Consider the following 24,052-nt stretch of genomic DNA (forward strand, 5'->3'; position numbering starts at 1 on the left):
CAGCGTCGGACCGTCGCTACGGTCGAAGACCCTGTCAGCGGTTGCAAAGACGGGATGACCGGAAACCGTCGAAGACCCCGAATGCAATTGCCCAAACAAAAAAGCCGGAAACGAGGCAGTTTCCGGCTTTTTACTTTCAGGGGCATTTTTAACTACTTTGCAATGATCACTTTCACGGCTTTCTGAACATTTTCGCCTTTCAGGGAACAGAAATACAGCCCGGCGGCCACATCCTGCAAGGTCACTTTCAGGTGGTATTTTCCAATCGCGTGGTGTTTGCGGGCCACCAGCGTCTGAATGATCCGGCCCTGCCCATCCACCAGATCAATACCGGCATTGCCAGCCGACAGCAGTTGGTACAACACCGTTAGTTCGACCGTGGCCGGGTTCGGCGTCACCATCAGTTGTTCATTGCCCAATAGATCATCCGTTCCGGCCACGCCCACGGTTTGCACGCCCGCCGTTGGTTTGACGGTGGTGGCCGCACTGGGATCGATCAGGACCGGTTTTGTAAACTCGATTTTTTTCTGAACGTCGTTCTTGCAATACCGCTCTTCGGCCCGGACAAAGGCTTTGACCGGCGCTTGAATGGCCATCTCATTGCTGATGTTGCTTCCGAATCTGCTCAGAATATCTTTTTGAATTTTTTCTCCGGTTTCCGCAATCCGCACCACACCTTCCTGTTCGGTTGAAACAAAGGAAAAGAGTGGTACCGGAACACCTGCTGTCACCGCCCCGACATCCGTGGCCTGCGGAGCCATGCCCACCTGATGAACCGCCACATTCTCCATTGACGCCAGGGGGGAATAGGCCTTTGACGTAAACAGCTCATTATCAAACACAAAATCCTGCCAAGTGCCGTTTATATTCGTGATTTCGAATTGTGAATCCCGCCCCGACCCGGCTTCCGGGGCCGTAAAGCCGTTGGGGGTGATGATGCTAAACTGGGCGGTTACGAGCCGGTGTGTACTCGATATGGAGGGCACGTACCAGGCCGTGATGCGCTGGGTGGCTTTATCGTATGTCAACCGAAAGTCAACAGTCTGATCCTTTGCATTTTTCTGGGTGCATTGCGCCACCGTCACACGGGCTCCCAACAGTCCCAATCCCAGAATCAAAGAAGCGTTTCGCAAAACCTTCATCAGGTGCGTAGTCGTTTTCATAGGCGGTCTTTCGGTGTGTTCATTTTTTTATTGTACAAACATACTACTTTAGAAGTTTTTTGTCCCCGAAAGTCACTATTTTGAAGAGCAAAAATGATTGAAAGGCGTTCGCTACGAGCGGGGAACGACCCAGTTGCCGTGGTAATGGGCCTGAGCCAGCAGGTTAGCTTTCTCATTGCCAACAATCTGTTTTTTTTCAGCATCCCAAACCAGCTTCTCACCGGTTCGGTAGGCAATGTTGCCCAGATGCGCGTGCAGAGCCACATCCCGGCCCACTTCTACCGGACAGTTGGGCTTCTGCCGGGTCCGGACGCAGGTCACAAAGTTCTGTGTATGGTTGTCCAGATCCTTTCCATTCCCGAATTTCGGCGGCATGGCCGGAACGAGGTAATTTCCCGCGTCGGTTTCCGGAAAAAGCTCCCATTTGGAACGATCGATCACGACGGTTCCCAGGTTTCCGACGAAAGCCACGCCGTGTTCACGGTCGAACGGGCCGCGCCCCGTGCCGAGCGACTGCTCCCAGAGCAGCGTGAAATTGCCGTAATCATAAATCACCTGCATCGTATCAGGTGTTTCGCTGGCATGGTCCGGAAAACCGTATTTGCCGCCCAGGGCCACGACGGTTTTGGGCGAACTGACATTCATGCCCGCCAGCCCGATGTCGATCATGTGAGCACCCCAGTCGGTCATCAGCCCCCCTGCATAATCCCAGAAATAACGAAAACTCCGATGAAACCGGTTCGGGTTGAACGGGCGTTTCGGAGCCGGTCCCAGCCAGAAGTCGTAATCGACACCCGCCGGAACGGGGCCGTCTGGCATAACCGGAAAACTTTTCCCGTACGGCATATACGCCCAGGTTTTGACCGAGCGAATCCGGCCGATTTTTCCCGAACGCACAAAATCCAGAGCCGCATTCCAATGCAGACCGCTGCGTTGCCATTGCCCCACCTGCACAATGCGGTTGTGTTTTCGGGCGGCATCCACCATCAGATTGCATTCTTCGATGGAATTGGCGAGCGGTTTTTCCACGTACACATCCTTGCCCGCCTGGCAGGCATAGACGGTTTGCAGACAATGCCAATGGTCGGGCGTGCCGATGATTACGGCGTCGATGTCCTTGTTTTCCAGCAGTTTCCGAAAATCACTGTACAGAACCGGTTTCTTTCCCGACGATTTTTCCAGTTCAGCCGCGCGTTTGTTCAGCACGTTGCTGTCGACATCGCACAAGGCGGCACACCGCACACCCGGCTGTTTGAGCATCGAATTGAGGTCGGACCAGCCCATGCTGTTGCAGCCGATCAGGGCCACCACCACTTCATCGGTCGGGGCGGTTTTTAAGGGCGCGGCAACGAGGTCGGTCAAGGCGGTTGTCAGGCCAACACTGGTGGCGATTTGGGACGATTTCTGAAGAAATTTTCTGCGGGAAGTGGTCATCAGGATTGTAGGAATAGTAGACCAGCAAATTAGTACAATACAGACTAATTTTATCATTCTTCCGGCCGGTTTTCCGGAACAGGCCCACATCCATAGAAATTAACACTTTCCGGGCTGAGACAGCCCCGAATCAACGTTGCAAATTTCATTGTAATTTTAGCGATTGTTGTGACCCATACGACCCTTAACCCATGCAGATTACCATCAAAAACAAGCTGAACCAGCGTGAACTGTTCCGGATCAAACGGATGAAGGAGGTAATTAAAACCACCAACCCGCATGGTCACAAAGATTACCTCGAAATCATTTACCTGGACGCCGGTGCCGGTACGCATCAGATTGATTTCAACCGGTTTACCGTAAAACCGCATAGCCTGTATCTGGTGATGCCGGGCCAGATTCACAGTTGGGAACTGACCGAGATTCCGAAAGGGTACGTGGTGATGGTGCAGAAGGACTTTTTGCTGGATCATCCTTTTTACGAAGCGCTGTTTCAAACGTTTCCGCTGGCCTTTCCGAGCGGTTTTGACCTGAGCCACATCCATCCGACCATCGTTGAGCTGTTCCGGAGCATCGAGGTCGAATATGAACAGCAGAACAGTAACTACCAGGCCATTATCCAGACCTATCTCCAATTGCTGCTCAACCTGCTGAAACGGGAAATCAAATCGAATGAAAGTCAGGCACTTCCAACCCTCTTAAAAGAGTTCTTCGCGCTGGTCGATGCGCAATTCAGAACCAACCGCGAGGTGGGCGACTACGCGCGACAATTGAATGTTACGTCTAAAACGCTCAACAACACCTGCCGGAAAATCGTAAACCGAACGGCGGGCGAAATCATCGACGAACGGCTGACGACCGAATCGAAAAAACTCCTTTTGTATTCCTTCCAGACCCTGAAAGAAGTGGCGTATGAACTGGGCTTTACGGACCCCTCCCATTTTAATAAGTTCTTTAAACGCCAAACCGGCGTTTTGCCGAGCGTCTACCGGAAAGGAATTTCCTGAATGTACCAGTTTACGGCTGTAATCTACAAAACCGCCTGACATAGCGGGATATACCTTTGCCTCTGACTAACTCACAAGGCGAAGGTATACTTCCGATGAAATTTTTTGTAACCCTGCTGGCCACATTTCTGGCGATCCCGTTCGTTCAGGCCCAAAATTCCGGATCGATTACCGGTAAAATAGTCGATCATGAAACCAACCGCCCCTTGCCATTTGGTTCGGTAGCGCTCTACAAGAGCCAGGATTCGACGCTGGTCAATGGCACCCTGACGGACGACGCGGGAAATTTCAAATTCGATAACGTTCCCGCTGCGCCGTATTACATAGAAGCCCAGTACATCGGGTATCGCAAAAAACGGTTCAGCCTCCCGGTTTCTGCTCAACCAACCGTTCCCCAAATCATCGCATTACAGGCTGATACGCAGACACTTCAGCAGGTGAACGTCCAGGGCGAACGGCAAACCGTCGACAACAAAATTGACCGGCAGGTCTACCGCGCGGATAAATTCATCGGCAGCCAGGGCGGAACGGCCATCGACGTCCTGAAAAACACGCCTTCCGTTACGGTCGACAGCGAAGGCGGCATTACGCTCCGGGGGTCGTCGGGCTTTCTGGTGCTGGTCAACGGAAAACCGGTTCAGACCGATCCGACCCTGATCTTAAACCAGATTCCCGCCAATTCGATTGAAAACGTCGAAGTGATCACTTCCCCCTCGGCCCGGTTCGACCCGGACGGCAAGGGCGGTATCATCAACATTACGACGAAAACCGCACAGGCCGGTCAACGGTCTTTTTCGGCCAATATTCAGGGCGGTTTGCCTTCGCTGTATACCTACGACAACCTGAACAAGCCCGTCCGGTTTGGGGCCGATGCCACGTTCAGTATGAAGTCGGCCAAGTGGGATGTAACCGTCAGTGGGAATTATTTCCGCAACGACATCGCCGGTCGGCGGGTGGGCGACGTCAACACCACCATTGGCAACCGCTACACGGCCTTCCCCTCGGTGGGCGAACGGAGTTTTATCCGGTATAACTACACGGGCCGGGCTTCGGCGACCTATACGCCCAACGAAAACAACGCGTTTTCGGCGGGGTTCTACACCGGTTTTCGTTCGCAGTCGCGCCGGGCCGACATCGTTTACGACAATACCAAAACCGACCTGGTTACGGGGGATGTCATCGGCCGGATTTCGTATTTCAATTCGAACATCGCCCGCAAGTCCAGCGCCATTACGCTCGGCAATCTGGACTATAGTCACACTTTTTCCAATAAATCCCTTCTTACGGTTTCCGGTCTCTTCGAAAAAGCCGATCTGGACGGGTTAACGACCAATGCGAACCTGCGGATGCCCGACCGGCAAACGGTTTTGCAAAACACCCGCAACCCCAGCCAGAACCCGCTGAATGCCTACCGGTTGAAGGCCGATTACGCCGTCACGGTGGGCAAGGGCAAACTCGAAACCGGTTACCAATACCGCAACCAGGTTCAGAAAGGCAATTTTCAGTACCTCGACCAGAATCTGGAAACCGGTGCGTTTGTGGTCGTTCCGCAGTTCAGCAGCACGACGAAGGTTCTGAACGAGATTCATTCGGTGTATGGGCAGTATTCGGCCAAAACCGGGAAACTGGAATACATCGGCGGACTGCGGTATGAATACGCCACGAGAGCTTTTACGGCAGGGAATCAGGAAACCCGGAACCTGAATTTATCCAACCTTTTCCCTTCGCTAAATGTCCAGTACGCCATCAGCAAAACGCTGCGGGCCAAAGCCGGATACAGCAAACGGGTGCAACGCTCGACCAACAACGAGCTGAACCCGTTTCCGGAGCGCGAGCACTCCGAAACCCTCGAATCCGGCGACCCCAACATTTTGCCCGAATTCATCGACCTGTCGGAAATCGGACTGATCAAAGATTTTGATAAGGGCAATCTCTTCGTAACGCTTTACAACCAGCGCATTAAAAATGTGGTAAACCGCGTCAACAGCGTCTACAACGATACGATTCTCAACCGGATTTACACGAATGCCGGGCTGGCCACATCCTGGGGACTGGAAGCCGGAACGACCCTGAATCTGACGAAAGCCTGGCAGGTGTATGCAGGCGGAAACGTGTACCGTTACCAGATCAAGGGGGCGCTGTTCAACAACGCGGTGATCGTGAACACGTCGAGTGTGGTTTATTCCATCAATGCCAATACGACGGTCCGGTTTTCGCCCACGTTTCAGGTCCAGGCCACCCTGAATTACCTCTCGAAACGAATCACGGCCCAGGGTGAAGATTCCCGGTTTATCATTCCGGGTGCGTCGGCCAAAAAGACTTTTTTGAAGGGCCGGATGACGGCCACCCTGCAATGGCAAAACATCGACCTGGGTTTACTGGGCACCAACCAGCAACGCATCACGACCTTTGGCCGGAATTTTTATACCACCACCAACTACATCCAGGAAACCGACATTTTCCTGCTGAACCTCAGTTACACCTTTAACCAGACCTCCAAAAAGGCCCGGCTGCCGGCCAGCGAATTTGGGGAGAAGGAGTTTTGAGGAGGTGACGTCGGGTTAAACTCAGAATGGCATACGATCAATTTGACCCAGGCAGCGCGGCCCTATCGCCCCAGCAATTTCCGGAACGGTTTCAAAATCAGCCCGCCGATCCGGCGCACCGCCGTCGGAATCGTGATGCGCATCGCGTAGCCTTCGTTGTCCTGTTTGATGTACTCGTCGATGTATTTGTTGGCGACCTTTTCGCCGGTGATGATGTTGGTAATCTGGCGCAGATACAATTTATCCAACGGCATGTCCGACTGTAACGGCGTGTAATACACGCAATCCTGAAAAAAGTAATGCGTTACCTGACTGTACCGGGTCGAACCGGGGGTCAGAATCTTCTCGCCACCGTGCAGCAAATTGGCGGCCCAAATAATGGCATGGCCCTTTTTCATGTTCAGAACGGCTTTCTTCAAATCCTGGGCCTCAATCATATCGCTCAGAAAATCAGCGTATTTTGGATAGGTCTTCCCGTAGGCTTCGTCCAGGCTTTTGGCCGAAGTAGCCCGAATTCCGATGTCTGACAAATCATAAAATGGCAGCTTGTGACTACCGGGGTAGTAGTGCAGCGGACCGTTGTCGTCGCGGACATCCTCCAGCGCCACCCAGACCCCGCACATGAACCGCTGCGGAATCGAATGAAAGTGCATCGAATCGCTGTGTGTCCGTTGCTGCGTACCGAGTTTGAAGTTCAGCGTCTGAAACGGAATTGGCTCCCGGCGATAGAGCGTTCGCAGCACGTCCAGCACCTTCGGAGCAATGGCAATCTGCCGCACGGCGTCGACATCCCGCCAGGCATCCTGAATCCGGTCATCCTTGACTGCCAGGTGTTTAGGTTCCAGTTTTTCCAGAGCCGTGTTCAGAATCGACTCGTCAATATCCGGATCGAAAACCACAAAACCGCCTTCGGCATACTGCGTTACAATGCGTTCCATTTCGGGACTTAAATTCGCTTTTTTTAATTCGGAGCGAAAAAAAGGAGACTCCGTCCACGGAAGATTCATGCTGTAATTTTCGGTAGATTGTGAGGTTGCCACGGCCATCGGAATGAAGAGAATTAAGGGTGTGAATCAAATTTATAATGCGATTGATTAGTACGTCACTAATATGCCATAAAAGTAACTAATTATTTTTATTGGTTGGTTTATTCAGGATATTTGCCCCGGCAAACGTCCGGCGTTATCTTGCGCGATGTTCGACGAAAATACCATCCATACACTTCTCTGGCTTCTCATCGTTCTGCCCTTTCTGAGCGGCACCCTGAGCCTGTTGGCGGGTCGGCGAATTAATCTCTGGGCCGGGGGGGCAGCCGCAGTCCTGACGCTGGCCGGGCTGGGTTTGTCGGTCTTCGTGGCCACCCAAACCGGCACCGATGTTCTAACCCTCCGCACAGACTGGCTCCTGATTCCGGGTCGGGCGGTTCCCATCACTTTCCGGCTCGATTCGCTCACCTTACTGATGCTGGTCATCGTGCATTTCATCGCCCTGCTGGTCCAGCTTTATTCCATCTCCTATCTGCACGACGAGCGCGACCGCTACCGGTATTTTGGGTTTCTGAGTCTTTTCATCGGTTCCATGCTCGGCATCGTGCTGGCGGGCAATCTAATCGTTCTATATGCCTTCTGGGAGCTGGTTGGCCTGTCGTCGTATCTGCTCATCGGTTTTTGGTTTCAAAAACCGGCTGCGGCTGCCGCGGCCAAAAAGGCGTTTATCATGAACCGCATTGGCGATGCGGGTTTTCTCCTCGGCATTTTTCTATTGCTTTTTCAAGCGGGAACCACCGACCTGGCCGAACTCCCGGACCTGTTTGTTTCCAACGGGCCGCTGGCGACGCTGACCGGTTTTTGTCTCTTTTGCGGCTGTATTGGCAAGTCGGCCCAGTTCCCGCTCACGACCTGGCTCCCCGACGCGATGGAAGGCCCAACGCCGGTTTCGGCCCTGATTCATGCCGCCACAATGGTGGCCGCCGGTATTTTCCTGCTCGCCCGCATCCACTTCTTACTGACGCCCGACGCCCTGCTGCTCATCACCATCGTCGGCACGATCACCATGCTGATGGCGGCTTATTCGGCGCTCTATCAAACCGATATTAAAAAAGTGCTGGCCTATTCCACCGTCTCGCAACTCGGCCTGATGGTGATCGGGATGGGAACCAGCAACGTAAGCGGAGCGCTTTTTCACCTGACGACCCACGCCTTTTTCAAAGCCGGGTTGTTTCTGGCCGCCGGGTCGGTCATTCACGGCGTTCATACACAGGACATGCGGCAGATGGGCGGTTTGCGCAAAGCCATGCCCCTCACCTTCACCGGTTGGGCGGTTTGTGCGGCTGCGCTGGCCGGCATTCCCTTTTTCTCTGGTTTTCTGTCGAAAGAAACCATTCTGACCGGCGCGTTTGGCTGGGCTGGGGCGCAGGGCGGTTTGGCCTATATCATTCCCATCCTGGCGGTTTTATCGTCCGGCTTAACGGCCTGTTACATGGCCCGGCAAGGTCGGCTGGTGTTCTTTGGTGACGCCCGAAACCCGAAAAATCGGGCGCACGAGTCGGATCTGCTACTGACGGTTCCGGTCCTGTTGCTGGCGGTTTTATCCATCGGTTTTGTGTTTGCCGGAAACCCGTTTTCGGCGGAACACGGCTGGTTTTTCCGGTTATTTCCCGCCGTCGGCGATCACGGGGGCCATCTGTGGATTGCGTTGCTTTCCATTTCGGTCGTTGCGCTGGGCTTGTGGCTGGGCTGGCGAATGCCGGTTTTGACAAAATCCAGCTCCCTGAGCCGGTTGTCGGAACACAACTGGTACCTCGACGGCTTCTACAAACGGCTGATCGTCCGCCCGTTTGTTCGGCTGGCGTATCTCTCATACGGTTTCGATCGCCGGGTGATCGACAAGCTGGTTGATTTCGTCGGTATTGGCACCGTTGTGCTGTCTCACATGATTGGCTGGGCCGATCGCATGATTGTCGATGGGCTGGTCAACGGGGCGTCGTGGCTGGCGCAGCGGCTGGGCAACCTGACCCGATCGGTGCAAAACGGCCGGGTGCAATCCTACATTGCCAGTGCGGTGGTGGGTTTATTAGTAATTCTCTGGTTTTTGATCTAGTCGGTTGCCGCGTTGGCGGTTCCTGACAAACTATTATGCTGTCATCACTCCTATTCATTCCTTTGCTCGGTTCGCTGCTCGTGGTTCTTTTACCCGACAGCCGAAAAAACGTTTATAAGTGGATTACCCTGGTAGCCTGTAGCCTCGAACTGCTGGTCTGCGGAGCCATTTATGCCGCTTTCGACCCCACGCAGACCGACTACCAACTCCTCGAACGCTTCGACTGGATCAGCCTGCCGCTGGGTTCGCTCGGCGTCGTGTCCATTGATTATCTGGTGGGTATCGACGGCATTAGCCTGCCGCTGGTTTTGCTGACGGGCGCAGTCATGCTCGTCGGCGCCCTCTCTTCCTGGACCATCGATAAGCGCTTAAAAGCCTACCACGCCCTGTATCTGCTGCTGACGGCCACCATCATCGGCTGCTTTATTGCCCTCGACTTTTTCCTGTTTTTCCTCTTCTTCGAATTCATGCTGCTGCCGATGTATTTTCTCATCGGTTTGTGGGGTGGGCCGCGCCGGGAATATGCATCCATCAAGTTTTTCCTGTACACGCTGGCGGGTTCGGTTCTGATTCTGCTGGTGATGATCAGCTTGTATTTGTCGGTCATGGACCCGGTCGAAACTGCCATCAACATCGGCCTGATCGGCGACCGTTCGGAAATCACCGACGACATCATCCGTCAGGTTCAGTTTCTGCTGGCCGACTACAAAATCCAGCCGCAGCAACTGGTGCATACCTTCGACCTGCGCTACATGGCCCACGGCGGCAATTACCTGCCCAACTCGTTTCTGGGGCCAACCGGCGAAATCGTCGTGTTCGGCATTCCGTCGCGGATGCTGGCTTTCCTCTGCGTTTTTCTGGGATTTGCCATCAAACTGCCCGTCGTGCCTTTTCACACCTGGCTTCCCGACGCCCATGTGGAAGCGCCAACGCCGGTTTCGGTGGTGCTGGCGGGGGTCTTGCTCAAAATCGGGGGCTACGGTTTTCTACGAATTGGCTGGGGACTGTTTCCCGACGGAGCGGCTGAATATGCATTGTGGCTGGCCGGTTTAGGTGTCATTTCGATTGTCTACGGCGGTTTTAACGCGCTGGCACAGAGTGATCTCAAGAAAATGATTGCCTACTCGTCCGTTTCCCATATGGGCTTTGTGCTTCTCGGCATAGCCTCCCTGACCTCAGAAGGCGTCAACGGAGCCGTCTACCAAATGGCGAGCCACGGCGTGTTGTCGGCCATGCTGTTTTTGCTCACCGGCGTTCTCTACGACCGCACCCACGACCGGCGCATCGATAGTTACCGGGGTCTGGCCGGTGCCATGCCCACTTACACCGCCCTGACCGCCATCGCGTTTTTTGCCTCCCTGGGGTTACCCGGTTTTTCCGGTTTCGTGGGCGAACTCTTTACGCTGATGGGCAGTTTCCAATCGCTCTGGCTACCCGGCTGGATGACGGCCGTTGCCACGCTGGGCATCATCCTGGCGGCTGCGTATTTTCTCTGGACGCTCCAGCGCATGTTCTTCGGAACGCTCTGGTCGCGCACCGAATTCATCGGTCAGCTTACGGATCTCACGGCCCGCGAACGGCTCATGCTGATTCCGCTGGCGGCCCTGGCCCTGCTGCTCGGTTTATTTCCCAATCTCCTGTTCAATCTCTCCAACGCCACCATTGCGGGGTGGATTCAGCGGTTTAGTGTGGAATAGTAATGGGAACGCGGATTAAACGGATGCAACGGATTTTCACGGATAAATCATTTTTTAATCCGCTCGATCCGTTCAATCCGCGTTCCTATCAAAATCTGTGGATAAAAGTTTGTATTATTACTAGCCGTTAGCCCCCTTTCTTCCAGGGCTTTACAAGCTGCTGTTCCAAACTCACCACGGGCCAAGGCCCATTGCTACCGAAAACTATGTTCCTTCTGATCCTTGGCGCACTCGCCTTAATCATCGGTTTCGCCACCAATACGCCGTCGCTTGAATTCTCCCGCTTCTCCCGGCCACTGAAAGTAGTCGGTATTATTCTGATCCTGATCGGATTAGCTACTTCGTCCATTCGTCAAATTGATGCCGGGACAGTGGGTGTCCAGAGTTTGTTTGGCAGTGTACAGGATCGTGTTCTGGAAAGTGGCCTGAATTGGGTCAATCCCCTGGTCGAAGTCACGGAATTTGATGTTAAAACGCAGAATTACACCATGTCGGGCGTTCAGGATGAGAGCGGCCAGCAGGGCGACGATGCCATCCGGGTGCTCACCGCCGACGGTCTGGAAGTCATCATTGACCTGACGGTTTTATACCGTGTCAACCCAACCGAAACTCCGCGAATTTACCGCAGCATTGGTTCAGATTATTCCAACAAAGTCGTTCGGCCGATCACCCGCACCCGCATTCGTGACAACGCCGTTTATTACGATGCCGTCGCGCTCTATTCCACCAAACGGGATGAATTTCAAAACCGGATTTACAAAACCATCGAATCTGACCTGACGAAACGCGGGCTGATGCTGGAACAGTTGCTGATCCGGAATATCAACCTGCCCGCGTCCGTAAAAACCACCATCGAGTCGAAAATCAATGCCGAGCAGGATGCCCAGAAAATGCAGTTCGTTCTGCAAAAAGAGCGGCAGGAAGCCGAGCGGAAGCGCGTCGAAGCCCAGGGTATCGCCGATTACCAGAAAATTCTGGCCACAGGCCTGTCCGACAAACAGTTGGTCTACGAACAGATAAAGGCCCAGCGCGAACTGGCCGCTTCGCCCAATGCCAAAATTATCGTTCTGGGCGGACGCGGGAATGTGCCGCTGATTCTGAATGATAAATAATAGTACCCCTAAATCCCCTAAAGGAGGCTTTACGCATCCGTTTCATTCTGCGTCCAAGTCCCCTTTAGGGGATTTAGGGGTAAAAACCGATAGCCCGTTCTAAACCCGAAGCAGTAGTATAGACGGTCTATTCTACAAACTGGTATGCAATCAACTTCTACGGCTTCTTCAGAGCCTGCTCTTGCCCAACCGGCGCCCGTCCGGCGTCTGATGTCCCTGGATGCCCTGCGGGGTTTCGACATGTTCTGGATTGCCGGAGGAGAAGAAATTTTTCACGTTTTAGCCAAAACCACCGGCTGGGCCTGGGCCTTCTTCATGGCCGAACAGTTCACCCACGTCGAATGGGACGGTTTTCGGCCCTACGACTGCATCTTTCCGCTCTTTCTGTTTATGGCGGGCGTTTCCACGCCGTTTGCCGTCGGAAGCCGGCTGGAACGGGGCGTTGCGAAAAGCGAACTGGCCCGGAAAATCATCACACGCGGTCTAATTCTGGTGGTGCTGGGCATCGTTTACAACAACGGTTTGTTCACCAAACCCATCAGCGACATGCGGTTTCCGAGCGTTCTGGCCCGGATCGGTCTGGCCGGTATGTTTGGCCAGTTGATCTACCTGTATTTTCCGAATCCGAAAGTTCAGTATGCCTGGTTTGCCGGGTTGCTGCTGGGCTACTGGGCTGCCATGAAACTCATTCCGGTACCGGGCTGCGGGGCAGGCGTCTTAACGATGGATTGCAGTCTGGCGGGTTACGTCGACCGGTCGGTGCTGCCGGGCCGTCTGTATCTCAAAGTACATGATCCGGAGGGTCTGTTTTCCACCATTCCTGCCATCGCCACGGCCTTGCTCGGTATTTTTTCCGGAAAATTGCTCCGCAGCGACGGTCCATCCGCCCACCGCGACCAGAAAACGCTGTGGCTGGTGCTGGGCGGCATCTCCTGTCTGGTGCTGGGTTATAGCTGGGGACTGGTGTTTCCGATCAATAAAAACCTGTGGACCAGTTCCTTTACACTGGTAGCCGGGGGCTGGAGCATCCTGATGCTGGCGTTGTTTTACTGGATCATCGACGTCAAAAAAGTAAGCGGCTGGGCGTTTTTCTTCACGGTGATTGGTATGAACTCCATCCTGATCTACATCGCCGGGGAGTTCATCGACTTCGAATACGCGGCCAAATTCTTCTTTAGCGGCATCCTCAGTTTCTTCTCCGAACCCATCCGGGCGGTGGGTGCCGTGCTGGCGTTCCTGGCCGTGAAATGGGCGTTTCTGTATTTTCTGTATAAGAAGAAGGTGTTCTTGAGGGTATAAAAAGGTTGTTTCGCGGACGGGGCCGCCCGCGAAACAATCATTTCTTCTCCAGCAACCCCATCGACTTCAGCCAGCCTTCGCAGGCCGCGGGCCAGTTTTCAATCGAGCCTTTGCCCTGTACCCGGAGTGCGTAGCCGTGGCCGCCTTTCGGATAAATGTGCATTTCGGCGGGGACGTTGGCTTTGGTCAGTGCCAGATAATAGTCGATGCTGTTTTCCACCGGCACGCCCTTGTCGTCCTGCGCATGGACCAGAAACGTCGGCGGGGTTTTGCCATCCACCTGCAATTCATTCGAATAATACGCTATCTGCTCCGCGCTGGGTGTTTTGCCGATCAGTTTCTCGCGCGAACCGCCGTGCGCTTTGGCCCCGAACGTTACGACGGGATACATCAGAATCGCAAAATTCGGCTTGGCCTCTTCGCTGGCGGTGGTGCCCCGGTGGTAATGGGTCGATAAGGTAGAAGCCAGGTGACCGCCCGCCGAAAAACCGATGACGCCCAGCCGGTCGGTGTTGACGTTCCATTTGGCCGCATGTTGGCGAATTAGCTTCATGGCTTGCATGGCGTCGGCCAGTGGCACTTCGTGTTTGTTCGTCTGTGTCCGGTCGTCGGGCAGGCGGTGTTTCAGCACAAAAGCCGCAATACCGCGTTCGTTGAACCATTTCGCCATTTCTTCGCCTTCGTGTCCGTAGGCCAGAATGCCGTAACCTCCGCCCGGAATCACCAGAATGGCCGCTCCGGTGGCCTTGTCTTTTGGCGGCAGAAAAGCCGTTATCGTCGGAACTTTAACATCACTGATTCGTAAAATACCGTCTTTGCCCAGCTCCGATTTTTCCTGAACGGCCTCGTTCGGTATCGCATTCGGAATTTGGTTTTTGGGCCAGAGATCAACGGTTTCCGGTTTTTGAGCCATCGCAGAAGTGGTCAGTAAGAGCGTCGCTGAAAGCAGCGTTAGGGTGAAATTCATAATGGGTTCAGGAAGTAGTGTCACCGCATCCGGCGACCGGTTTTTATTATTTTGGTTCGAAAGTAGCGACTTTCCCTTTCAAATACCCAACCACCACCTCCAGCCCCTTCTGATAGTGCAGGTTGTTGGGGATGACGATATCCGCCATCGCTTTGTGGGGTTTGATAAATTCCTGGTAGGTCGGGCGGACGTGATAATCCCACTGGTGTTTGATCATTTCGGGGGTCAGGGCGCGTTCGGCCTGATCGCGCACCATCCGCCGTTCGTATTTAATCTTGTTTTTCGCGTCGATAAACACCTTTAAGTCAAGCTGTTCGGCTACTTCGTCAAAGTGAAACGCAAAAATCCCTTCCACCACAATGATGGGCGTTGGTTTGAAAATCAGCTTCTGGGGAACCACATTCGGGTTATTGAACGTGTACTCCATCGTTTCGACCACCTTGCCTTCGTGAAGTTGCCGGATGTGCCAGGCAAACCGCAGGTGATCAATGGTTTGCGGCAAATCGAAATTGTGCACCCCAATGTCATCACGCGGAATCTGATCCAGTGGTTTGTAATAATTATCCTGCGAAATCAGGCAAATTTCGTCTTCCGAAAACGCGGAGATGAGTCCTTTCAAAAACGATGTCTTTCCCGATGCGCTCCCGCCCGTGATCCCGACAATGAATGGTTTGGTGGTCATTCTACAAAAATAAAACGTTGAAACCACAATTACCGCACGACGGCCAATTTACCCGCCAATCCTTCTTTGCCATCCGGCGAAACCGCAAACACAAAATAGACCCCGGTTTCGGCGGATCGGCCCCGGTAGTCGCGCAGGTTCCAGGTGGCGGTTCCGCCCTGCGACCGGGTTTCGTATACCAGTTGCCCACCTGCATCCATGATTTTGACCACGGTATTTTCGACCAGCCCCCGCACGCTGACCAGACCGCCGAAATCGGGCCGAACCGGGTTCGGAAAAACCGTGATGCCCGCAAAAACCGGAGCCGGTTCGCTGGCTGTTCCACCGTATGAAACCAGGCCGTTGGGCGTAGCGATAAACACCTCACCACGCGTGGGTTCAACGGCAATATCGGTGATTTGGGAGGAAGGCAATGGACTGTTATCAGCGGTAAAATTTTCAACTAAAACCGTCCCGTCCTCGTTGAAAAGATAGATTCCGTTGGTGGTTCCGATCCATTTCCGGTTACCGCCGTCAACCGCCAGCGCCGTCACCGACTCGCCACTGAGCAACCGCCGACGGTCGAAAACCGGCCGATATGCGTTGACGGTTCCGGTAAAAACCGCTGCCGGATTATCAAAAACCGCCACGCCGTTGTCGGTTCCAATCCAGATCAGGCCATCGCGGTCTTTCACCAGCGACCGAACGTTCCGATCCGGCAAATCGCCCTCGCCCGACTGGTTGTACAAAAGCCGGGTCCGGTTCGTTTTCGGGTCGAAAACCTGCATGCCCCCGCCGTTGTAGCTGCTCAGCCGCATCCACAAAAAACCGCTGTCGTCCAGAATCAATTGATGAATATCGCCCCGTCCCGGAATAAACGACTCGAACTGCCCGGTTTTCCGCCGGACATGAATCGTTGCTTTTCCGAAATCCAGCGTCGGCGTTGCCAGCCAGACGTCACCGTTTGGATCGACCGTCAGGCTGCTGATGTTGGCAAACACCCGGTTTACGACTTCCGCCAAATTGGGGTTGTCGGACGACCACAATCCGCCCCCGAAACTGCCCAGATACGTCCGCTGATCGGTCGGATTATAGCCTGCCGTGACGAAATCGGTGGGAAGAGACGACGTCAGAAAGTTCTGCCAGCGCCCATCGCTGAACCGATCGAAGCCCCGACGGCGACGCAGCGGTTTCAGATCGTCGGAAAAACCGCCCGGCAACGCCAGCACCTGACCCGACGGGTCGGCAGTCAATCGTTGAAAAACATCCGAAGCGGGACCGTCGGGGCTAACGGACTGAACGGCGGTGCCGGTTAGGCGCAATAATCCTGACAGCGAATCGGCCACCCAGAAACTGTCGGCGGCTTCGGTTATTTCCTTCGGCTCACCCAGCAACGCGTTTTGCATCAGCACGCCCGATGCGCGCTGGAGTTCGTCGGGCGCGGTGGCAATCCACTCGGTCGCCGTTGCCAGCAAACCGGTGATCGTCGGCAACGGTTTGACCACCGTCCAGCGCCCGCCCTGCCGCTCGGCAACGCCCTGCCCCGGCCAGGCCACATACAAGCGATTGTTGACGCCCACCACCGATTGAACGGAAGCGCCAGGCGGCAGGGAGACGGTTTTCCAGTTGCCAAAAAATGCCAGATTGACCGTTGGCGTGAAACGAGCCGCCAGCAGTCCACGCGAGGTGGATGCGTAAATCGAATCATTGGTCAGTGCTGTGGCATACACCACCACCGGCGTTCCGTTGGGGCCAATATTTCGGTAGGTATCCCGGATTTCGGATTTGACGACATCCAGCACCACAATCCCGAAATCACAGGCCAGGTAGGCGTCGTTACCGGTTCGGGACACGTGGTTGATGCGTTTGCTGCCGGGGATCTGCGTGGCGTCACGTATAAGGGTAATCGTCGTCAGGGGACCGGGTTCGCCGGAATCACTGACGGAAAGCAGGTCGATGGTGCCGCTGCGGTATCCAATCAGCAACCGTTTCTGCTCACTTACATAAAATAACTGGCTGATGCCGTTTTCGCTAAAACCGTCGTCGCGACTCAGCCGCGTGGTTTCATTCGCCGTTGGATCGAAGTAGAAAAAACCGTTCTCCGACGCGCAGTAAATTTTGTTCTGAACAGCCGCCAGGGTTTGGGCAGAAAGAAAACTGGGGTGGGAATGCCAGGTACCGGGCTGCGCCTTCGCGCAGGGAAGAAGTGTAATAAATGATAAATGTAAAATGATAAATGATGAATGTAAAAGTGAAATAGACCGCCCTCGCTTCCGGCATACAATTCCTTTTACATTCATCATTTTACATTTAATATGTATCATTCAATGCGCATCATTTCACATTATCTTCATACACCCATTCCTTGCTAACCACCTGATTACCCAGATTATAACACCGGCGGCAGCGGGCTTCGTAGCTGTCGGTTTCGCCCAGCAATACCTTTTCTTTGGAATGATTCAGGCGGTAGGAATAGCTGGCGATGTCGCCACAAACGACGCAAATGGCGTGGACTTTCGTGACGTATTCGGCAATGGCCATCAACTGCGGCATGCAACCGAAGGGATTGCCTTCAAAGTCCATGTCCAGCCCGGCCAGAATGACGCGCTTTCCGTTGTCGGCCAGGTGGTTGCACACCTCGATCAGCTCTTTATCGTCGAAAAACTGGGCTTCATCGATGCCCACGACTTCGCTGTCACCGGCCAGGGCCAGAATTTCGTGGGCCGTCTGGACGGGTTGCGAACGAACGGCATTGGCATTGTGCGAAACGATGTTTTCTTCGTGGTACCGGGTGTCGATCAACGGTTTGAAAATCACCACCTTCATCCGGGCAATCACGGCCCGGTTGATGCGCCGGATCAGTTCTTCGGTTTTTCCGGAAAACATGGAGCCGCAAATCACTTCAATCCAGCCCGTACGAAGGTGGGGCGGTTCACGCCGGCGGTTCGGTTCAATAAACATACGTTCGTAGCGTTGAATAGATTACTAATCTGGCACTCTTCTTGTTGTGGCCAAACTGGCTTTAACGAGAATTTCACCAATGTCTGATCGGAATATTCTAAGCGAAAACCATATCTTTACAAAGCAAAGATATTTTGATATGTCGAACAAGTTCAATGCCTCCTCCCTTACTGAATATTGCAAATCATACGCCCGAAAAGTGGCGGGTGATTTTTTTGCCCATCATACCGTCATCAGCGGGCAGGAACTCTTAAAGTTAAGCCCCGTCAGTCAGGTCAATCTGTTCGTTATCAGCAGCCTGTCCGACAAATGGCGGAGCGATGCGGAGCGTTTTCGCAGTCCTTTTTTCGATTTTGAACACCCGGATGTCCGGCAGGCGATGCAGGTATTTATGAATACGGTGTCGCAACACATTTCGGTGCGCCGGGAACATCTGGAGCCGTTGCTGACCGAAGCCACCCGCCGGACGCTGATTCTGCTGTTCGACCCGCGCCACTATTTCGACGAAGCCCTGCGCAACCAGCCCGATTTTTCCCTGACAGCCGAGGCCGCCCACCAACTGACCCGCTATACCCAGATTAACAAGTTTGTTCCGGCGGCTATTGAAGACCGCATGAAAGGGAAAAGCGTCGTTTATGTCAATCAGGCGCTGAACTGGCTCGATGAAATTTTGATGCAGCGGAGCCGCGAGCTGGAAAAACCGGAGAAATACATTCCGCTGTTTTCGGAAAAACTGCTGCTCGATCCGGTGGTTTTGCTCCGTAAATCCTCCTACGAATTTTCCCCCCCGCAACCGACGCCAACGGCGAACAAGTCCTTTTTTGATACTGAAGTGGAGAATACCGCCGTTCCGGCAACGCCCGCCGTTCCACCACCCGTCAACGGTTCGGGCCTGACGGTCAATGGCACTCCCGTGGATGAAGATGCGCCGGTAAAACCGCTTTTTCTGTCGGATTCAGGTTCCTCGGTCGAACCGCCCGCACCGTCGATGCAGCCCAGCCAGGCAACCACCCATCTGAACGAAACGTCGACGCTGGAGGAAAGCCTGAAAGTGGATGCAGAAACGACTGGACCGGCGACGATTGGCGAAACGTTCTACCGCGCGCCCATCGAAAGCATCAGCAAGAGCATTTCGCTGAATCAGAAGTTCATGTTTATCAATCAGTTGTTCAACGGCAACGCGGCTTCCTACAACGAAGCGATTGAAGAACTGAACCGCGCGACGAGCTACGATCAGGCCCGCGATCTGGTTTCGTACCGCTATGCTGCCCAGTATCTGTGGGACATGAGCAGCGACGAAGTGGCGATGCTGGTCGATATTCTGAAACGCAGGTTTGCGGTGTAATTACTGCGGTTCTACCTGATAGCCTTCCTTTTTCAACAACTCGACCAGCCCCTGCGGACCGGGGAGGTGCAGCGCGCCCACGGCGACGAAAGTGGGCCGTGAAGCCATCAGGCCCGGTAAACGCTTCATCCAGTTGTGGTTGCGCTCATCGAGCAGGTAGGTCATGTTGCCGAAGGTATTCCCGGATTTTTCGTTCATTTTCCACATGCCCTGCAAATCCTGTTTCAGATAGAGTTCCGTCACGGATTTACTCATGTCGTGCATATCGTCCTTTTCCTTCACCATTTCCACCAGGTTCTGCGCCTGCTTTTCCACCGGATCGTGGTCGAACAAAAAAGCCATCTGCTCCTCCATCGTTTCGAGCGCACTGACGGTTTTCTGACGTTTGCGGCCGTCGCTGGCAAAATACAGATCGAGCGGCAAGCCCGTGAAGCTGTTGAGCGTATCGGACTCTTTCTGAACGTAAGCCAGACTGAGCATGGTGGCCGTCACGATGGGTTTCATCTGGTTGAAAAGCGCCAGATCGTAGCCCGTTCCCTTCTTGAATTCGTCGGCCACCAGTTGGTAATCCGTTTGCGACAGCAGTTTGTCCAGGCTTTTGTCGAGCATCAGCCCCCGCATGGCCATCGACAGCATGGCCGACGAGTCGACTTCGGTTTCGACCACCACGCCCTCCGCCCCTTCGTAGGCCGATTTGATTTTGGGATTCTGGTTCAGGTAGCTATCCTTCATAATGTGGTAGATACCAAAGAGATAGGACGGTTTTTTCAGCCCGTTTCCCGATACCTTCCACAGCAGGGATTGCGAAAAGGTGGTTGTAGAGACGAGAACCAGTAAAAAAGAAAGCGTTTTCATGGTATTAGGACTTATGTCTGATAATTCTGTTTCGCTTCTGCCCCTAAATCCCCTGAAGGGGACTTGGACGCAGCTTAATCCGGATGCTAAAAGTCCGGCTCCGGCCGCCCGGCCTTCAGGGGATTTAGGGGCAGAAGCGAAAGTAGTAAGTGTAAAAAGTAACATATCAATAAATGGCCTGCTGTTTCATGGATCGAACGCCGAGGTAGAGCAGCAAACCGACCGGGCCCAGCAGAAAACAGAACAGCAGGCACGGAATCATCCAGCCGTGCGGCACTTTCCGGCGTTTGCTGTTGCGCAACATCCAGCTTCCCACCGTCAGATCGAACGCCAGGTAATGAATCCAGCCAGCCAGCAAGGCGGCATCCTGGCTGAATAACGTTTTTATTCCCGCCAGCGTGCTAAACGATTGCCAATCCAGGCCACTATCTTCCAAAAAAAGATAATAAATGTAAAAAACCGCCAGCAGGACCGGAATTGGAAGCATTTTGGTGAGAAAATCGGTCGGTTTCCAACGGGGCGCAACCAGCATCAGCAGCCATTGCGGCAACACGAGCGCATTGAGGATTTGAAAAGCAGTTTCGGTAGACATCGGTTTGGTGTTGGACAGGACAAATTATAGAAAGTAATTGATAGCGGTACAAAAACCGCCCCAATCTGCTGCACCGTTCAGAAAAATGATCGTACGTCACGAACCGATTCAAAAGCACCTTCCATTCGTCACAGACGTCTTTTTTCTTTCCTGAAAAATCCATTACTTACTCAATGGACGATCAGTCCTCGTCTTATTTACAGGTTTTTTATCAACATTCTATGAAATCAAAACTATTTCATGTGAAAAGTGGCTTTCGTGGGCTACTCTTTGTCCTTTTTCTGCTGGTCGGCTGGGAAATTAACGCCCAAACGACAACGTATACGTTTCAAGGGAAAGTAACGACAAAAAACGACAGCAAGCCGATGCCCGGCGCTGCGGTAGGTATTATTGGCACCACCGCCGGCGGGATTTCCGACCAAACCGGTGCGTATCGTTTTACGGCTAGTTTAGCACCCGGCACCTACACGCTCCAGTTCAGTTCCATCGGTTACCAGACCCAGCGGCAGACTGTTACCTTATCGCAGAATACTACCGTTTCGACCGACGGCAGCCTGGCCGATGATGCACTGGGTCTCGACGAGGTGGTCGTTACGGGAACGTCCGGCGCCACCAGCCGGAAGCAACTCGGCAATACCATCGCAACAGTGCAGGCCAAAGACCTGCAACTCTCAGCCGCTACGTCGATCGATCAGGCGCTGGCGGGTAAGGTTTCCGGCGCACAGATTACCCAGAACTCCGGGAACCCCGCCGGTGGCATCAGCGTCCGGCTGCGGGGTCCCAGCACCATCGTCGGCTCGTCCGATCCGCTGTACATTGTCGACGGTGTGATTGTCAACAACGATTCGCGGGAACTGATCGACTTGGGAGGTTACTCGCAAAACCGCCTGGTCGACATCAACCCGAACGACATCGAGCGCATCGAAATCATCAAAGGCGCGGCCGCAGCGGCCATTTACGGGTCGCGGGCCAACAACGGGGTCGTGCAGATTTTCACCAAACGGGGCCAGGAAGGCCGCCCGACGATTACGTTTTCCACCCAGTTTCGGTTGAGTGACATTCGCAAAACGCTGCCTTACAACGAACACCCCGCGACGTTTGCCAACGCGACCGTAACGGACAAAACACAGACGCCGGTTACGCGCTACGATCTCCAGAAAGATATTTTCCGAACCGCCACCGGTCACGAGCAATACCTGTCGGTTTCGGGCGGAACACCCACGACCCAGTATTTTTTCTCCGGGTCGCTGTTTGCCAATCAGGGCATTGTTCAGGGGTCGGATTTCAGCCGGGCTTCCAGCCGGATGCGCATTCAGCAGACGCTGACCAAGTGGGCGACGCTGAGCATCGGTTCGGCGTATACCTACAGCAACAGCAAGGAAATTCCGAACGGCGGGATTAACGAAGCGTATGGCGCGCTCACCGGTTTTATTTTCAGCAACAACTTCATCAATCCGCAACCCGATCCGGCCACGGGCGTTTATCCCTCGACGGCCCCGGTTTCGGTGGTGCGTCGCACGAACCCGCTGGAAGCCATTGCGCGCTTCGATTTCCGCCAGCGGACGAGCCGCTACATTGGTGATGCCCAGCTTAACCTGACGCCCCTGCCCGGTTTAGGCATCGACTTCACGTTCGGTCTGGATACGTATTCTCAACTGGCCACGGGCTACATTCCGCCCAACAACACGACGCCCTCGTACAACGCCGGGTATTCGCGCAAAAGCGAAGCGTCGATTTTGCAGTTGAACAACGACCTGAACATCCGTTACCAGGCCAGCCCCACCGAATGGCTGAAATCGACGACCGGTATTGGAGCCACGCTTCAATACGACCGCAGCTTTACGACGGGCATCACCGCCCAGCAGTTGGGCGTTTTCGGCCAGACTATTAACAACGGGGCCAACATCCTCGCAGCCGAAAGCCGTACCGAACGGAGTTTCTTTGGTGTATTTGCGCAGCAAACCTTCGGTCTGTTCAACCGGTTTTTCGTGACGGCCGCCGGTCGGGTGGATGCGGCTTCGGTCTACGGGATCGACAACCGCTGGCAGTTTTACCCCAAAGTCAGTGGCTCGTACGTGGTATCGGAAGAACCGTTCTGGAAAAACTCGTCACTGGCCAATGCCTTGCCGGATTTCAAAATCCGGGCAGCCTGGGGACAGGCGGGTAACCTGACCGCCATCGGTCCCTACGACCGGTTTACCAATTATGCGCCGGTATCGGTGGGTGGACAGGTGGGCTATGCGGCTCCCGCGCAGTTGGGCAACTTCAGCGTGAAACCAGAACGGCAAACCGAACTCGAAATCGGAACGGATTTCAGTCTGGCCAAAAACCGCATCGGCGTGGAGTTTACGTATTACCACAAGGAAGTGAAAGACCTGATTCTGAACCGCACACTGTCGCCCAGCAGTGGGTATAACAACCGGTTTGTGAACATTGGTACGATGACCAACCGCGGTTTTGAAGTGCTGGTGCGGGCCATTCCCGTTGAGACGAAAAACGTTCGCTGGAACATCACGGCAACCTATACGCAGAACAAAAACGTCACCGATGGCGTCGAAGGCAACGGCGTGTTGCCCTTTGCGGGCGGTTTTGGGCAGGTGGCTGCCGTCAACGGCTATCCGCTGGGCGCTTTTTACGCCACGTTTTTTGCCCGTAATCCCGACGGAAGCCTGTTGCTGACGCCCGGCGGTTTACCCCAGCGCGAGCGGGGGATTCAGGGTGCCAACGGCACCTACACCGTTCAACGGGCCGCAGACGGCCAGCCGAGCGGCACGATTTTGAGTAAAGTGATCGGTAATCCCAACCCGACCGCTATTTACTCGCTGATCAACGAAGTGTCGCTGGGATCGCGCTGGTCGTTCCGGATGCAGTGGGATGCCATGCAGAATTTCGACGTGTTCAACTTCACCAAGCGCGTGGGCGACCGCGATCTGTACGGTGGTTTAAAAGGCTACGAACCCGAACTGCGCGGAGAAGTTCCGAAAGGCACGAGTGCCGCGCTGTTCAGTATTTTTGAAAACTGGATCGAAGATGGTTCGTTCATCAAACTCCGGGAGTTGTCGGCGGCTTATACCGTAACGCCCAAATTCTGGGGCTTCCGCAACGTGCGGTTTAGCGTAGCGGGTCGCAACCTGCTGTCGATCGACAACTACAGCGGTTATGATCCGGAAACCAATGCGGCTGGCCAATCCAATGCCGTCCGGGGCTTCGATTTTGTGGAGGTTCCCATTCCGCGCACGCTGACGGTAGGCATCAACGCAACGTTTTAACGATTTTATCTGGTAAACCGGGAGCGGTTTCGGCCCTCTCCTGTT

Annotated in this window: 17 protein-coding genes; 8 read left to right on the forward strand and 9 right to left on the reverse strand. The window is 54.2% G+C overall.

The features are described 5' to 3' along the window. Positions 1-152: 152 nt before the first annotated feature. Positions 153-1,163 carry a T9SS type A sorting domain-containing protein gene (locus DUE52_RS22490; protein WP_114408303.1) on the reverse strand — a complete coding sequence of 337 codons (1,011 nt, stop codon included), beginning with the start codon at positions 1,161-1,163 and terminating at the stop codon, positions 153-155. Between the two features lie 111 nt (positions 1,164-1,274). Further along, a complete protein-coding gene (locus DUE52_RS22495; RefSeq protein ID WP_114408304.1) occupies positions 1,275-2,597 on the reverse strand; it encodes a Gfo/Idh/MocA family protein in 1,323 nt (440 codons plus the stop codon). Positions 2,598-2,788: 191 nt separating this feature from the next. Between DUE52_RS22495 and DUE52_RS22500 the strand changes: the two genes are divergently transcribed. After that, positions 2,789-3,604, forward strand: coding sequence for a helix-turn-helix domain-containing protein (locus DUE52_RS22500; RefSeq protein ID WP_114408305.1), 816 nt, complete (start codon positions 2,789-2,791; stop codon positions 3,602-3,604). Positions 3,605-3,699: 95 nt separating this feature from the next. Beyond that, complete coding sequence (locus DUE52_RS22505) at positions 3,700-6,150, forward strand: TonB-dependent receptor (RefSeq protein WP_114408306.1); 2,451 nt, start codon at positions 3,700-3,702, stop codon at positions 6,148-6,150. Between the two features lie 62 nt (positions 6,151-6,212). On the opposite strand, the gene DUE52_RS22510 is transcribed toward DUE52_RS22505, so the two are convergent. Then, the gene (locus tag DUE52_RS22510; protein WP_165841000.1) at positions 6,213-7,088 is read right to left on the reverse strand and encodes a phytanoyl-CoA dioxygenase family protein; all 876 of its coding nucleotides are present in this window, start codon (positions 7,086-7,088) and stop codon (positions 6,213-6,215) included. Between the two features lie 256 nt (positions 7,089-7,344). Between DUE52_RS22510 and nuoL the strand changes: the two genes are divergently transcribed. From nuoL to DUE52_RS22530, 4 genes are all read left to right on the forward strand, one after another. Then, on the forward strand, positions 7,345-9,249 hold the full coding sequence (nuoL, locus tag DUE52_RS22515) for an NADH-quinone oxidoreductase subunit L (RefSeq protein WP_114408308.1): 1,905 nt from the start codon (positions 7,345-7,347) through the stop codon (positions 9,247-9,249). A 32-nt stretch (positions 9,250-9,281) separates the two neighbouring features. After that, the gene (locus DUE52_RS22520; RefSeq protein ID WP_114408309.1) at positions 9,282-10,946 is read left to right on the forward strand and encodes a complex I subunit 4 family protein; all 1,665 of its coding nucleotides are present in this window, start codon (positions 9,282-9,284) and stop codon (positions 10,944-10,946) included. Between the two features lie 206 nt (positions 10,947-11,152). Beyond that, positions 11,153-12,058 carry a prohibitin family protein gene (locus tag DUE52_RS22525; RefSeq protein ID WP_114408310.1) on the forward strand — a complete coding sequence of 302 codons (906 nt, stop codon included), beginning with the start codon at positions 11,153-11,155 and terminating at the stop codon, positions 12,056-12,058. 144 nt (positions 12,059-12,202) lie between these two features. Next, complete coding sequence (locus DUE52_RS22530; RefSeq protein WP_114408311.1) at positions 12,203-13,357, forward strand: acyltransferase family protein; 1,155 nt, start codon at positions 12,203-12,205, stop codon at positions 13,355-13,357. A 37-nt stretch (positions 13,358-13,394) separates the two neighbouring features. Here DUE52_RS22530 and DUE52_RS22535 read toward each other — a convergent pair whose 3' ends face one another. Genes DUE52_RS22535 through DUE52_RS22550 form a run of 4 tightly spaced genes read right to left on the reverse strand, consistent with a single transcriptional unit; the run spans position 13,395 to position 17,946 of the window. Beyond that, complete coding sequence (locus DUE52_RS22535) at positions 13,395-14,324, reverse strand: alpha/beta hydrolase (RefSeq protein ID WP_114408312.1); 930 nt, start codon at positions 14,322-14,324, stop codon at positions 13,395-13,397. 46 nt (positions 14,325-14,370) lie between these two features. Further along, positions 14,371-15,006 (reverse strand): uridine kinase family protein, encoded by a 636-nt coding sequence (locus DUE52_RS22540; RefSeq protein ID WP_114408313.1) that lies wholly within the window; start codon positions 15,004-15,006, stop codon positions 14,371-14,373. Positions 15,007-15,035: 29 nt separating this feature from the next. Continuing rightward, entirely contained in the window at positions 15,036-17,288 is a 2,253-nt protein-coding gene (gene porZ, locus DUE52_RS22545) for a type IX secretion system anionic LPS delivery protein PorZ (protein WP_229312268.1), read from the reverse strand. A gap of 31 nt (positions 17,289-17,319) precedes the next feature. Further along, positions 17,320-17,946: a thymidine kinase gene (locus DUE52_RS22550; RefSeq protein WP_114408314.1), complete on the reverse strand. Its 627-nt coding sequence runs from the start codon at positions 17,944-17,946 to the stop codon at positions 17,320-17,322. Between the two features lie 139 nt (positions 17,947-18,085). Here DUE52_RS22550 and DUE52_RS22555 point away from each other — a divergent pair, with 139 nt between their 5' ends. Beyond that, positions 18,086-19,291 carry a DUF8457 domain-containing protein gene (locus tag DUE52_RS22555; RefSeq protein WP_114408315.1) on the forward strand — a complete coding sequence of 402 codons (1,206 nt, stop codon included), beginning with the start codon at positions 18,086-18,088 and terminating at the stop codon, positions 19,289-19,291. On the opposite strand, the gene DUE52_RS22560 is transcribed toward DUE52_RS22555, so the two are convergent. Together DUE52_RS22560 and DUE52_RS22565 are read right to left on the reverse strand one after the other, a co-directional pair. Beyond that, a complete protein-coding gene (locus DUE52_RS22560; RefSeq protein WP_114408316.1) occupies positions 19,292-20,146 on the reverse strand; it encodes a TraB/GumN family protein in 855 nt (284 codons plus the stop codon). A gap of 166 nt (positions 20,147-20,312) precedes the next feature. Beyond that, positions 20,313-20,738, reverse strand: coding sequence for an ABA4-like family protein (locus DUE52_RS22565; RefSeq protein WP_114408317.1), 426 nt, complete (start codon positions 20,736-20,738; stop codon positions 20,313-20,315). 221 nt (positions 20,739-20,959) lie between these two features. Here DUE52_RS22565 and DUE52_RS22570 point away from each other — a divergent pair, with 221 nt between their 5' ends. After that, positions 20,960-24,007: a SusC/RagA family TonB-linked outer membrane protein gene (locus DUE52_RS22570; RefSeq protein WP_114408363.1), complete on the forward strand. Its 3,048-nt coding sequence runs from the start codon at positions 20,960-20,962 to the stop codon at positions 24,005-24,007. Positions 24,008-24,052 lie beyond the last annotated feature (45 nt).

It is taken from the genome of Larkinella punicea (assembly GCF_003334855.1).
Classification (GTDB): Bacteria; Bacteroidota; Bacteroidia; order Cytophagales; family Spirosomataceae; genus Larkinella; species Larkinella punicea.

Coding starts and splice junctions, on each gene's coding strand:
- DUE52_RS22490 (WP_114408303.1), bottom strand. CDS start 1,163: ATGAAAACGACTACGCACCTGATGAAGGTTTTGCGAAACGCTTCTTTG.
- DUE52_RS22495 (WP_114408304.1), bottom strand. CDS start 2,597: ATGACCACTTCCCGCAGAAAATTTCTTCAGAAATCGTCCCAAATCGCC.
- DUE52_RS22500 (WP_114408305.1), top strand. CDS start 2,789: ATGCAGATTACCATCAAAAACAAGCTGAACCAGCGTGAACTGTTCCGG.
- DUE52_RS22505 (WP_114408306.1), top strand. CDS start 3,700: ATGAAATTTTTTGTAACCCTGCTGGCCACATTTCTGGCGATCCCGTTC.
- DUE52_RS22510 (WP_165841000.1), bottom strand. CDS start 7,088: ATGGAACGCATTGTAACGCAGTATGCCGAAGGCGGTTTTGTGGTTTTC.
- nuoL (WP_114408308.1), top strand. CDS start 7,345: ATGTTCGACGAAAATACCATCCATACACTTCTCTGGCTTCTCATCGTT.
- DUE52_RS22525 (WP_114408310.1), top strand. CDS start 11,153: ATGTTCCTTCTGATCCTTGGCGCACTCGCCTTAATCATCGGTTTCGCC.
- DUE52_RS22530 (WP_114408311.1), top strand. CDS start 12,203: ATGCAATCAACTTCTACGGCTTCTTCAGAGCCTGCTCTTGCCCAACCG.
- DUE52_RS22535 (WP_114408312.1), bottom strand. CDS start 14,324: ATGAATTTCACCCTAACGCTGCTTTCAGCGACGCTCTTACTGACCACT.
- DUE52_RS22540 (WP_114408313.1), bottom strand. CDS start 15,006: ATGACCACCAAACCATTCATTGTCGGGATCACGGGCGGGAGCGCATCG.
- porZ (WP_229312268.1), bottom strand. CDS start 17,288: ATGATGAATGTAAAAGGAATTGTATGCCGGAAGCGAGGGCGGTCTATT.
- DUE52_RS22550 (WP_114408314.1), bottom strand. CDS start 17,946: ATGTTTATTGAACCGAACCGCCGGCGTGAACCGCCCCACCTTCGTACG.
- DUE52_RS22555 (WP_114408315.1), top strand. CDS start 18,086: ATGTCGAACAAGTTCAATGCCTCCTCCCTTACTGAATATTGCAAATCA.
- DUE52_RS22560 (WP_114408316.1), bottom strand. CDS start 20,146: ATGAAAACGCTTTCTTTTTTACTGGTTCTCGTCTCTACAACCACCTTT.
- DUE52_RS22565 (WP_114408317.1), bottom strand. CDS start 20,738: ATGTCTACCGAAACTGCTTTTCAAATCCTCAATGCGCTCGTGTTGCCG.
- DUE52_RS22570 (WP_114408363.1), top strand. CDS start 20,960: ATGAAATCAAAACTATTTCATGTGAAAAGTGGCTTTCGTGGGCTACTC.